This is a genomic window from Mesorhizobium sp. 2RAF21 (assembly GCF_052115345.1).
Lineage (GTDB): Bacteria > Pseudomonadota > Alphaproteobacteria > Rhizobiales > Rhizobiaceae > Mesorhizobium > Mesorhizobium terrae.
On the sequence record NZ_JBFRGM010000003.1, the window covers coordinates 256,994 to 268,952 of the forward strand.

The 11,959-nt window shown below is 61.6% G+C and carries 9 protein-coding genes and 3 pseudogenes; 6 read left to right on the forward strand and 6 right to left on the reverse strand.

The annotated features are described in order from the left end of the window. Window positions 1-13: 13 nt before the first annotated feature. From AB4136_RS06385 to AB4136_RS06405, 5 genes are all read right to left on the reverse strand, one after another. Window positions 14-562: a DUF2478 domain-containing protein gene (locus AB4136_RS06385; protein ID WP_441930642.1), complete on the reverse strand. Its 549-nt coding sequence runs from the start codon at window positions 560-562 to the stop codon at window positions 14-16. Between the two features lie 150 nt (window positions 563-712). Further along, on the reverse strand, window positions 713-1,774 hold the full coding sequence (locus AB4136_RS06390; RefSeq protein WP_441930644.1) for a quaternary amine ABC transporter ATP-binding protein: 1,062 nt from the start codon (window positions 1,772-1,774) through the stop codon (window positions 713-715). Beyond that, window positions 1,767-2,654, reverse strand: coding sequence for an ABC transporter permease (locus AB4136_RS06395; RefSeq protein WP_441930646.1), 888 nt, complete (start codon window positions 2,652-2,654; stop codon window positions 1,767-1,769). The genes AB4136_RS06390 and AB4136_RS06395 overlap by 8 nt, the downstream gene beginning before the upstream one ends. 173 nt (window positions 2,655-2,827) lie before the next feature. Beyond that, complete coding sequence (locus AB4136_RS06400; RefSeq protein ID WP_441930648.1) at window positions 2,828-3,829, reverse strand: ABC transporter substrate-binding protein; 1,002 nt, start codon at window positions 3,827-3,829, stop codon at window positions 2,828-2,830. Between the two features lie 129 nt (window positions 3,830-3,958). Then, window positions 3,959-5,026 (reverse strand): GlxA family transcriptional regulator, encoded by a 1,068-nt coding sequence (locus AB4136_RS06405; protein WP_441930650.1) that lies wholly within the window; start codon window positions 5,024-5,026, stop codon window positions 3,959-3,961. 154 nt (window positions 5,027-5,180) lie between these two features. On the opposite strand from AB4136_RS06405, the gene AB4136_RS06410 reads away from it, so the two are divergent. The 6 genes and pseudogenes from AB4136_RS06410 to AB4136_RS06435 all read left to right on the forward strand — a co-directional run bounded on the left by AB4136_RS06410 (window position 5,181) and on the right by AB4136_RS06435 (window position 11,355). Then, window positions 5,181-6,215, forward strand: coding sequence for a GlxA family transcriptional regulator (locus tag AB4136_RS06410; RefSeq protein ID WP_441930652.1), 1,035 nt, complete (start codon window positions 5,181-5,183; stop codon window positions 6,213-6,215). 758 nt (window positions 6,216-6,973) lie between these two features. Further along, a complete protein-coding gene (cysK, locus tag AB4136_RS06415; protein WP_441930654.1) occupies window positions 6,974-7,951 on the forward strand; it encodes a cysteine synthase A in 978 nt (325 codons plus the stop codon). Window positions 7,952-8,155: 204 nt separating this feature from the next. Beyond that, a pseudogene (locus AB4136_RS06420) lies at window positions 8,156-8,344 on the forward strand (DUF2478 domain-containing protein); the annotation flags it as partial. Between the two features lie 85 nt (window positions 8,345-8,429). Beyond that, window positions 8,430-8,721: pseudogene (locus AB4136_RS06425) on the forward strand (FAD:protein FMN transferase); the annotation flags it as partial. 32 nt (window positions 8,722-8,753) lie between these two features. Then, window positions 8,754-10,658, forward strand: coding sequence for a heavy metal translocating P-type ATPase (locus AB4136_RS06430; protein ID WP_441930655.1), 1,905 nt, complete (start codon window positions 8,754-8,756; stop codon window positions 10,656-10,658). After that, window positions 10,655-11,355: pseudogene (locus AB4136_RS06435) on the forward strand (VIT1/CCC1 transporter family protein). Before AB4136_RS06430 ends, AB4136_RS06435 begins: the two are co-directional and overlap by 4 nt. A 308-nt stretch (window positions 11,356-11,663) precedes the next feature. Here the strand turns inward: AB4136_RS06435 and AB4136_RS06440 are convergent. Continuing rightward, complete coding sequence (locus AB4136_RS06440) at window positions 11,664-11,933, reverse strand: hypothetical protein (protein ID WP_441930657.1); 270 nt, start codon at window positions 11,931-11,933, stop codon at window positions 11,664-11,666. Window positions 11,934-11,959: the final 26 nt, after the last annotated feature.

The window sequence follows — 11,959 nt, forward strand, 5'->3', positions numbered from 1 at the left end:
GCGACGGCTGGCCTTAGGCATGCTTGTGCTGACAGGCCTGCCGACTCGCGCCCTGCCACCATCGCTCGATCGAAGGGTCGTCCGCATCGAGCCATGCCGCCGCAGGGGCGAACCGAGTCCAGGCTTCCACATGCCTGGACGAAACCGTCGTCAGCAGCGGCCTGCCAGCGGCGACAGCGGCTGTGAATGCCACCCAAAGGCCCTGCTGCATCGCCTCCAGCTTGCCGAACTTGCTGATGACAACGACATCTGCCGAGGCAATCTGGGTAAGCAGCCCCGAGCAGGCATCATCCATTCCCGCGGCATCGAGATGGCATGTGGTGCCGGTCGGCAGCGTATCGAGACGGACCGAATAGCTCGTGCCCGAGGCGATGTCGCGCAAAAAACCAGCGCTGCACACGCCTCCGGCATCGTTGTTTTCTGCCAACACACCGACCACTCTGATGCCTGCTGTGCGCCAGTCTTCAGCCACCTTGGCAAGGAGCGCTTGGGAATCCTGGCCTTCGCGATTGGCGATGGCGGCTACTGTGCCCTCTTGTGTCATGATGCCAGCTGATAGCATGAAGCGCCCTCGGGCAGAACGGAAATCGACAGCGGTGATATGACCACGGAATCACGTGCAGGACAGAAACACGATCCTGTCAGTCTAAAGAGAGCGGCATTCAAAAAAGATGACCTGTCTGACCGGCCGCCCAATTTGAGATGTACGGCTTCATGCCTTGGTGCTTACGGGTGTGACGACCGCAGCGACGACCTTGTCCATGGTCAGTTCGCCGATCGGCCGACTCTGACCGTCGACGATGTGAGCTGTGCGTGCGCCAGCGTTTGTCATCTGCCGCAAGGCCTCCTCGAGCGTGGCGCTTTCGGCGATGGCCGGACCTTCCAGGGAACTCACTGGGCCGTTGCTTGCTGAGAACGACGTCATCACGGAAGTGGCCATAAGGACGCGACCTCGGTTCACTTCCCTGACGAACTTTGCGATGTAATCGTCGGCCGGATCGAGCACGATTTCCTGCCCCGTACCCTGCTGGATAATCTCGCCGTCGCGCAGGATCGCGATGCGGTCGCCAAGCCTGAGCGCCTCATCGAGATCATGGGTGATGAAGACGATGGTTTTGCGAATTTCCTTTTGCAGATCGAGCAACACGGTCTGCATGTCCATCCGGATCAGCGGGTCGAGGGCGGAGAAGGCTTCGTCCATGAGCAGGATCGGTGCATCGTTGGTAAGCGCGCGGGCGAGTCCCACGCGCTGCTGCATGCCGCCCGAAAGTTGGTTGGGATAGCGGTTCTCGAAGCCCTTAAGTCCAACCCGCTCGATCCAGCGCATGGCCTCCTCCACCTGCCGGGCCCGGGGAAGGCCGCGAACTTCCAACCCGTAAACGGTGTTGTCCAGTACGGTGCGATGCGGCAGCAGGGCGAATTTCTGAAACACCATCGCTGTCTTGTGGCGGCGGAATTCACGGAGGTCCCTTTCGTTCATTCGCACGACGTCGGTGCCGCCGACCAGAATCTCTCCTGCGGTGGGATCAATAAGACGGTTGATGTGGCGGATTAGGGTCGACTTGCCGGACCCCGACAGTCCCATGATGACCTGGATCGATCCGCCGGGCATCGTGAGATTGATGTCCTTGAGACCAAGCACGAGGCCGTACCTGGCGTTCAGTTCCGTCTTGCTGACTCCTTCCCGGATCAACTTAACGGCAGCATCAGCAGCCGGTTTCTGGCCAAAGATCTTGTAGAGCGAGCGGACTTCGATCACGGTGCCTTCAGCCATGGATCACCTGCAGGTGGCGTTGCAGCCGCTTTCCATATGCTTGGCTGATACGGTCGAAGATGATGGCTATGCCGACGATGGCGAGACCGTTGAATACACCGAGCGTGAAATATTGGTTGTTGATCGCCTTGAGCACCGGCTGGCCGAGCCCCTGCACGCCGATCATGGAGGCGATGACTACCATGGCCAGGGCCATCATGATGGTCTGGTTGACGCCCGCCATGATAGTGGGCAGGGCGAGCGGCATTTGCACGTTCTTGAGCTTCTGCCAATTGGAAGAGCCGTAGGCGTCCGCTGCTTCCAGAACGTCCCTGTCGACCAGCCTGATGCCGAGATTGGTCAGCCGGATCATCGGCGGGATGGCGTAGATGACCACGGCGATGAGTCCCGGTACCTTGCCGATGCCGAGCAGCATGACCACCGGGATCAGATAGACGAAGCTCGGCATTGTTTGCATGATATCGAGGATCGGGTTGATCGTGTTCTGCAACCGATCAGAGCGGGACATGGCGATCCCGATCGGAATGCCGATCACGATCGAGAGGACCGTGCACACGAAGATCATGGAGATGGTCTTCATGGTATCATCCCACATGTCGAATAGGCCGATCGCCAGTAGCGTGACGACGGAACCGACAACGATCTTCCAACTGCGCGAGGCCAACCAGGCGATTGCCGCGACCGCCAACAGAATGACCGGCCATGGCGTGCTGGTCATGATCCGCTCGGAGTGGATGAGGAAATACCGCAATGGGTCGAAGAAGGCTTCGATGGAGTCGCCAGAGGCGCGCGTGAAGGCGCGGAAGCCTTCATCGATGCTCTTCTTCAGGTTGCGCAGGAGATCGTCGTTGAGATGCGGGAAGCTAAGAAGCCAGTCCATCGCTCTTCATCTGTTTGGCTGTTCACGGTTGCCGATCCGCTTGGGAACTGCAGGCGCTGAGCGACTTGGATGTCAGCATCGCCGCGCCTGCAAGCAAAGGCCGGAAAGGAAAAGGGAAAGGAAGCGGCGAGAAGTCCGCCGCTTCCTGAGAAGGTCGATCAAGCCGGTAGCAGCTATTCGACGGCCTTCTTGATCTTCTCCGCCACGTCCTCGGGCACCCACTTGGTCCAGATTTCAGGCTGTTCCTTGAGGAAATGCTTGGCGCCCTGCTCGCCGGTGGCCTGGTTGTCGGTCATCCACGAAAGCAGCTTGTTGACCGTGTCGTTCGTCCAGGAGCGCTTCTTGAAGTAATCCATCGCGGGCCCGGCCCGGTCGGCGAAGCCGGTCGTCACCAGAGTTTCGACGTGATCCTTCGGCCACTCGTTCGGCTTCGGGTCTGGGCAGTCCGCCACAGTATTGCAGCGCTTCCATTCCGCCCCGTCATAGGGCACGCCGTAATCCAGCTTGACCATCTCGTATTTGCCCAGGATGGCCGTGGGCGCCCAGTAATAGCCAACCCAGCCCTGCTTGCGCTCGTAGGCCTTGGCGATCGAACCGTCTAGGCCGGCGGCGGAGCCGGTATCGACCAGCACGAAGCCGTGTTTTTCGGCTTCATAGGCCTTGAAATATTGAGCGGTCACCCGTGTTCCACCCCAGCCCTGCGGTCCGTTGAAGACGGCGCCCTTGGACGAATCTTCGGGAGCTGGGAATAATTCGGGATGCTTGAGCGCGTCGGCGATCGTCTTGATGTCGGGATGTGCGTCGGCAACGTATTTGGGAATCCACCATCCCTGGACCGCTCCGTCCGACAGCGCCTCGACGGTCGAGACAAGTTTCTTGTCCGCAATGCCGCGATGCACGACATCCGGCAGGAGATCCACCCAGCCCTCAGGCGCGACGTCCGGTTGTCCCTTTTCGGTCATGGAAGTGAGCGTCGGCACCGTGTCGCCTGTGACGAGATCGGCATTACACCCGTATCCTTTGTTGAGGATGATCTTGTCGATATTGGCCAACACCTCGGCCGACTGCCAGTTCATGTTGGCTATGGTGACATCCCCGCATTCGGCCGCTGAGGCGGTAGCGCCCATGGCGCCAAGCCCGAACACGAGACACGTAGTGGCAAGCAGATATTTCATCCTATTAGTCCTCCCCAAGCGGTGCAAAATGAAAGCTGTCGGCGACACCGCGCCCGCAGTCAGCCCCTACCAACATTCTCGATCGGGCACATGAACCATCGCCCTGCCGGACCCCGACCTCTCTTGTTCCTAAGCCGCTCTTTCCAGCATGCTGCCGTAATGTCTCGTGCCGCGCGCGTTGGGCACGCTCTCATCTAGCCAAGGTGCGGTCGTCACCAGTTGCAGGCTCCGTTTCGCCTGCGGTGAACAGGCATACATCTCGCGAAAGCATTTGGAGAAATGCGAGGCCGATACAAAGCCGCACGCGACGGCTACCTCGACGACAGGCATTGCCGTTTGCAGCAGCAAAAGCCTGGCGCGTTCCAGGCGCAGTTTCATATAATAGCGAGCGGGAGAACAATCCATTTCGCTGTGGAACAGCCGCTCCACCTGCCGCCGGGAAAGTCTCACTCTCTCGGCCAACCGACCCATATCGATTGGCTCGCTCAGATTATCCTCCATCGTCTCAATGACTTTGGCCACCGCTGGGTTGATCCATCCCATCCGCGCTACGAAGGGGCGGCGCTGGCGATCCGTCGGTTGGCGTACGCGATCAACCAGTGCTTGCTCGCAAATCGACGCGACCACAGCCTCCCCGCAATCATGCCCGACGACATCGAGCATCATGTCGATTGACGCCGTGCCACCGGCGCAGGTGTGGACACCACCGTCGACATCGTACAGCCCCATGCTCACCGACGTGGTTCGAAACCGCTCGGCAAAGCCGGGATAGTTTTCCCAGTGAATGGTGCACCGTCGGTCCTTGAGCAACCCGGCACGGGCGAGGACATGCGCACCATTGCACAGACTGGCGACGGCAACGCCCCGTTGCCTGCATTCACGCAACCATGCCTCCGCAGCCTTGTCGGCATGCTCCTCGATATGAAGTCCGCCGCAAACCAGCGCCATGAATGGCCTTTGCGCACTGGATAGATGCCGACGCTCAGCAGCGATCGAACTGTCGACATCGAGCGCAAGGCCGCAACTCGCCCTGACCTTGCTGCCATCGGTGGAGACCAGTCGCCATGAGTAGACACTGCCTCCCACTGCGGCATTAGCCAACCGCAAGACCTCGATCGCCGAGGAAAAAGCGAGCATCGTGAAGTCGGGCACAAGATAGAAAACAAACAGACGGCGCGGGATGTCTATTCTGTCCATGCGACCCGTTCCCCCCTGACGGTGGCATCCGCGTGCCCTCCCATCATTGGATCGGCGGCACCACTTGTCTCGCGATTTGCGCGAAGTATTGACTTTCGCACTCAGCTTGGAAAGAACGAATGCGACATTGATCCGGTAAAATTGAGACGATCCGATGGGGACAGTTCATCCGCTTCGCGTGCGACGGGATTCAGATCGAGAGTCCAGTATTCGTCTAACCGTCGGTATCGTGCTCTCCCGCCGCTTCACCCTGTGCGCCTTTGCGAATTTCGTAGATGTGTTGCGCCTTGCCGCTGACGAGGGAGACCGCAGTCGGCCTATGCGATGCAAATGGAGCGTCATCGCCCCCGACATGAGGCCGATCCCGTCGAGCAGCGGCGTTACTCTTCAGCCGCAAGAAACGTTCGGTGATCCGGCCCGGTTCGATTACATCGTCGTGGTCGGCGGCCTGATAGAGGAAATGGAGCGCGACGACGGCCAGATCGATGCCTTCCTGCGCAAGGCCGCCGCAGCCCAAGTGCCCCTTGTCGGACTGTGCACCGGGACGTTCGTGCTTTATCGCGCCGGATTGATGAAGGGCTACCGCGGTTGCGTGAGCTGGTTCCATCATGAGGACTTCCTGTCTCGCTTCGATGGGCTGAAGCCGGTGTCGGACCAGATCTTCGTGGTCGACCGAGACCGTCTCACCTGTTCTGGCGGTGCGAGTACGGCTCATCTGGCGGCGTTTCTGGTCGAAAGGCATATCGGCAAGGCGGAGGCGACCAAAAGCCTGCATATCATGATGATTCCCGAGGCCGAGGAAGGAGAGACGCCTCAGCCGGGCTTCGCGCTCGATTTTCAGACGAGCGATCCGATCGTGCACAAAGCGTTGCTACTGATGCAGCAGTGCCTGGACGTGCCCCTTTCCATCGCTCAGATCGCGCGCCAGCTTAGTGTTGGCAAGCGTCGTCTCGAGCGCCGCTTCCGAGAAGCGCTTGGCAGGTCCCCTCTTGCCGCATTCACGGAACTTCGGCTTGCGCTCGCGCGTCACCTTCTCGAAAACACAGACAAATCGATCGCTGCCATCGCCATTGATAGCGGGTTTTGCGATTCCTCGCATCTGAGCCGAATGTTTCGACGCAGTTTCGCGGTCACGCCCTGGGAATTCCGTAGGGTAGTGAATGCGAAACCTTGCCATAATCCGCATTAGCGGCTCTGCGCCACCTGCAACTCGATGCCAGTTTTTCCTGTTACCGCTGTCTCGCCGGAAAGTGCATCGGCATCGCCTTTTGGGAGCATATAACTGAAACTTCAGCGCAGCCGTTTCTGCATAGCGCCATCACCCGAACAGTCCTCATCCGATCGACATGCAGTTAGACCGCGCAAGTAGTGACCAACTTGCTGCCCATATCGGGGAGTGCTCGAGCATAACCGCTTCTCCGGTTATGCGGCCGAGAGATCGTTATCGAGGGTGGGTGACTCGTGACTTACCTTCCAGGCATCCGCCGCGATGAGGCGGCGATGCTGGATCGTTTCGACCGACGCCCTATTGGCCCTTGAGAACTCGGCGACCACGCGAGGGCTTTTAGGAACGCCGCAGAGCTCGAATGAGCGGGCGGTTGGACTATGAGGTGGCCTTAATGCTGGCAATCAGGCCTCGCTGACCGATGATGTGCATCGCCGAGCAAGATTTTGTGCACGAACGCATGCAGGGCGTCTCCGCGGCGGCGCGGTCTCCTTTTTGATTTTGTGAGATCGCCATTCCGGGCAACAGGGTGGGCGTGAATTCGATGCAGTTTGCGCCAGCGCAAAGAACCATCGTCTGCGCCCCGCATAAACGAATGCTATTCAAGACGTACCGAGTTTGTGGTCCTCGTCTGCGCCGACGTTGTTGAATGCCAGCCACGCGCATGGCGCAATGTCCGGCCCAAAGCCTTTGAAATTTGCGATGTCGGATAGAGCACATTGATGAACAAACCCGTCACCACGCGCGCGCCCGGACGAGGCCGCATCTACAATTCGATCACCGAGACGATCGGCGACACGCCGCTGGTGCGCCTCGACAAGTTCGCGAAGGAAAATGGCATAGTCGCCAACCTCATGGCGAAGCTGGAATTCTTCAACCCGATCGCTTCGGTGAAAGACCGCATTGGCGTTGCCATGATCGAGGCGCTGGAGGCGGTCGGCCGTATCACTCCGGGCAAGACCACTCTGATTGAGCCGACCTCGGGCAACACCGGCATCGCGCTCGCTTTCGCGGCCGCCGCCAAGGGCTACAGGCTCATCCTCACCATGCCTGAAACCATGTCGGTTGAGCGCCGCAAGATGCCTGTGCTGCTGGGGGCCGAACTGGTGCTGACGGATGGTGCAAAGGGCATAAAGGGCGCCATTGCCAAGGCCAACGAACTTGCAGCGACGCTGCCGGACGCAGTCATTCCGCAGCAGTTCGAGAATCCGGCCAATCCGGAGATTCATCGGCGCACCACCGCAGAGGAAATCTGGAACGACACGCAAGGGCAGGTCGACATCCTTGTCGCAGGTGTCGGCACCGGAGGCACCGTCACCGGTGTCGGTCAGGTGCTGAAGCAGCGCAAGCCTTCGGTGCGTGTCGTAGCGGTGGAGCCGGATGCGTCGGCAGTGCTTTCGGGCGGCCAGCCTGGTCCGCACAAGATTCAGGGTCTCGGCGCGGGTTTCGCGCCGAAGACCCTCGACACATCGATTTATGACGAGGTGATCCCGGTTTCGAACGAGGATGCCATGGCCAATGCGCGCCTCGTCGCGCGACTGGAGGGCGTGCCAGTCGGCATCTCCTCGGGCGCGGCCCTGAAGGCGGCATCCGTTATCGGCGCGCGGGCTGAAAATGCGGGCAAGAATCTCGTGGTGATCATCCCCTCCTTCGCCGAGCGCTATCTGTCGACCGCCCTATTCGAAGAAGCAGAGAGTTAAGAGATGGTGAATGCACCAGATTCTCCGTAGTGGGACCGCCACAACCCGGTCGGCAGCGTCTGGCGACACGAGCGGCAGAAACTGACCTTCAAACCACTCTAAGTCGATCGTCGACGCTGAATGAGGGCGCTGATGCGCGCGGCTGTCGGCTGGCTGCCGGGGCGCTGGAGCAATCGGTGCTGTGGGTGGCGAGCGCGCTTGAGAATGCCAAAACTCTTAGTGGTCAACAAGTTCGGCAAGCAGGAATCAGAAGGCAAGGGAATGGCCGGATCGATAGCGGATGCAATAGGTCGTGGCATTCCGGTACTGGTGGGGGTGAACGGACTGAACCTTCCAGCATTCCTTGAGTTCACCGACGGGGTGACGCAGGAACTGACGCCCGATGCTGCGCGGATCGCGGACTGGTGCCTTGCCGCAATGGCAGAGACTGGCGCGCACCAAAGCCCGGCTCGACAACCCGGTAGTCCGCCTGCGTCTAGTCGCCACATCCGGCGACTACCGCCATTGGGTCGAGGTGCAGGGCCGGCGTTTGTCCCGCACCATGGATCCGACCCGCGGCGCGCCGCTTATGAAACCTCCGGCGTCGGTCACGGTGCTCGCGTCCCACCTGCGCGCAGGCCGACGCCTGGGCGACCGCGTTGATGGTGCTCGGCCCTGACAGGGGCGGCGAACTCGTCCTCCGGCTGAGGCTCGATGCGTTGCTCCTGCTTCGCGATGAAGTGGATAGCATCCGCTCCTGCCGGATCGGCCGCTTGTTCGGGGGCGAATAGATGTTGTTTCTGGCGGAAGGGGCCTGAGAGGAATGGAGCATCCGAACGGAGACAGGCTGAAAACAGCCTTGCTGCTGGTCGCTATAAGCGGCCTCGGCCTAGGCCTCGTCTTCTACTTCACGGCCCGGGGCGACCTCGCGCAGATCATCTGGTTCGCCAGCGTGGTCCCTGTCCTTGCGGCTCTGCTTGTGGAAATCCTGCGCAGCCTGTGGCGAGGCGAAGTAGGCCTCGACATCGTGGCGGCGCTGTCAATGTCCGCTGCCCTGGTCTTTGGTGAGATGCTGGCCGCGGCGGTCGTCGCTGTCATGTATTCCGGTGGCACCTTCCTCGAAAGCTTCGCGGAAGGACGTGCGCGTCGGGAGATGTGGGACTTGCTTGCCCGCGTGCCGCGAAGCGCAACACGGCATCGCGATGGGGGACTGGAGGAGGTTCCGCTCGACGATATCGTGCCGGGCGACTGCCTTCTCATCCGCCAGGGCGACGTCGTCCCGGTCGACGGCAAAGTGGCGTCCGCTTCTGCCTTCCTCGACACCTCCGCGCTGACAGGCGAATCGCTTCCGGTCCGCGTCGACAATGGCGGCGACGCGATGAGCGGTTCCACCAACGCAAGCGAGGCCTTCGACCTCGTCGCCGCGCGTCCGGCGAAAGACAGCACTTACGCCGGTATAGTCCGGCTAGTGGAGGAGGCGCAAAGGTCAAAGGCTCCGATGTCGCGGCTGGCCGACCGCTGGTCGTTAGGTTTTCTCGCCGCCACCGTCTGTCTCGCCTTCGCCGCCTGGTGGTTCACCGCAGACCCTATCCGTGCGGTCGCCGTCCTTGTCGTCGCCACGCCATGCCCGCTGATCCTCGCTGTTCCGGTAGCACTGGTGGCGGGCCTTTCACGTGCGGCGCATTTCGGGGTGCTGATCAAGGGAGCGGGCCCGCTCGAAGCGATGGCTCGGACGCGGACCCTCGTCCTGGACAAGACGGGCACATTGACTGACGGACGGCCGCAGATCGTCTCGATCGACAGCCATGACGTAATGGCCTCCGGCGAAATCCTTCGCCTGGCGGCGGCGCTCGACCAGGCCACGAAGCACCCGGTCGCGCAGGCCATCGTCGCGGCGGCCAAGGCGCGCGGCCTTTCGCTTCCCGTGCCCATGCAGGTGACGGAGACCCCCGGCGAAGGTCTGACGGGACAGGTGCAGGACCGCTCGGTGGTCGTCGGCGAACATCGCTTCGTCGTCGGCCACGTCGGCGGCGCGGAAGCGGAGCATCCGGCGCTTGCCGCCGGTTCGGTATTGGTCGCCGTGGGCATCGACGGGCGGCTTGCGGGACATCTGGTCATGGCCGACCCGCTTCGCGAGGGGACGCACCGCATGCTGTCGGGGTTGCGCGACCAGGGAGTCGAACGGATCCTGTTGGCGACGGGCGACCGTCAGGAGGTCGCGGAGCGGGTGAGCCAAGGCCTGGGGCTCGACGGCATTCGCGCTGGTCTCACGCCCGACCAGAAGGTGCTGCTTGTGCTCACCGAACGCAAGCACGGACCGGTCATGATGGTAGGCGACGGCGTGAACGACGCGCCCGCACTTGCTGCTGCCGACGTGGGTGTCGCTATGGGGGCCCGCGGCGCGGCCGCCTCCGCGGAGGCTGCCGACGTCGTCTTGCTCGTCGATCGCGTGGACAGGCTGGGACCTGGCATCGAAATCGCCCGCAGCGCGCGGCGCATCGCGCTCGAAAGTGTGGTCGCTGGTATCGGCTTGTCCGTGCTGGGAATGGTTGCGGCCGCGCTGGGTTACCTCACACCCGTGCAAGGCGCGCTTATCCAGGAGGTGATCGATGTCGCTGTCATCCTCAACGCGCTCCGCGCGCTTCGCGTCGCTCCGGCTGAGGCGTGGGCACCGGAACTACCTGCGTCCGGGACCAATACGAACCCTTTGCAAGGAAACCAGGCATGAGCCGTCTCTCGCATTCCGAAATTCACATGGTCCACCGGATCGGCTGGCTCCGCGCTGCGGTACTTGGTGCCAACGACGGGATCGTTTCCACGTCGAGCCTGGTGGTCGGCGTCGCCGCAGCCGGATCGGGATCGACCGAGATCCTGATCGCGGGATTGGCCGGACTTTTGGCGGGCGCGATGTCGATGGCTGCCGGGGAGTATGTCTCGGTCAGTTCCCAGACGGATGCCGAGAACGCCGACCTTGCGCGCGAGAAACGGGAACTCGCCGAAACGCTGGAGGCGGATCTGGAAGAACTGACGCAGATTTACATCAATAGGGGCCTCGATCGCGAGCTAGCGGAGCGGGTTGCGATCCAGCTGACCGAGCGCGATGCTTTGGGACCCATGCGCGTGACGAACTAGGCATTTCCGAGACGGTCGCCGCCCGCCCAGTGCAGGCGGCGCTGGTCTCGGCCCTTACCTTCGCATCAGGAGCGGTCGTGCCGGTGCTTGTCGCGCTCGTAGCGCCTGCGAACGAGACAAGCGTCATCGTCGCGGCATCTACGATCGTCGCATTGGCCATCCTGGGCGGCTTGAGTGCCACCGCCGGAGGAGCAGGCGTGGTGCGCGGGGCTGCGCGCGTAACCCTCTGGGGCGCGCTCGCGATGGGCGTCACCGCCGCAGTCGGGACGATGTTCGGGGTCAGCGCCGGATGAGTAAGCACTCCCTTCGGAGAGCAGATGCCCCTGCGTCCATTCAAAGTTCCGATGCGAATGGACGGGTATCGGCCGTCTGTCCGAAAGCGTCGCAGGCTGCAAACTTGACGAAGGTCAAAGCGACCAATTCTGGCGCCTGTACGCACTCTCCTGCGTCAGGGAACCGAAGGCCCGCATGCAAGCTCGCGAGCGAGAGGCGGAAAGTGTCGCAACCCTGCCGTCGGTCACCGAAGGGTCGGCCGCCGCCAGAACATTCGCCATCGGCTCGCGTACCGAGGAACGGGCCGACCACCGGAGTAAGACGATATCTACACGTCTACGACCCATCTCAAGATCGTTTGGACAGCCGAAAGACCGGGATCTTCCGATTTCCGGATCACTGTCAGTAACTGGAACCAAAGATCATCGTAAGCTTCGTCGAGAAACGCCCGCACGGCGCCGGCTGAAAAGTCAGCCACGGACATCGACGTCTGGGCCGCGCGTTCGGCAATCTTTACCGCGAGTTCCGGGTCGAGGGTCGACAGGACATCGGCAACCACCTCCGGCTGGTCCATTGCAGCGATCAGATCCCCAAGCATGTCTCACCCGCCCTCGCTTCTTCCGT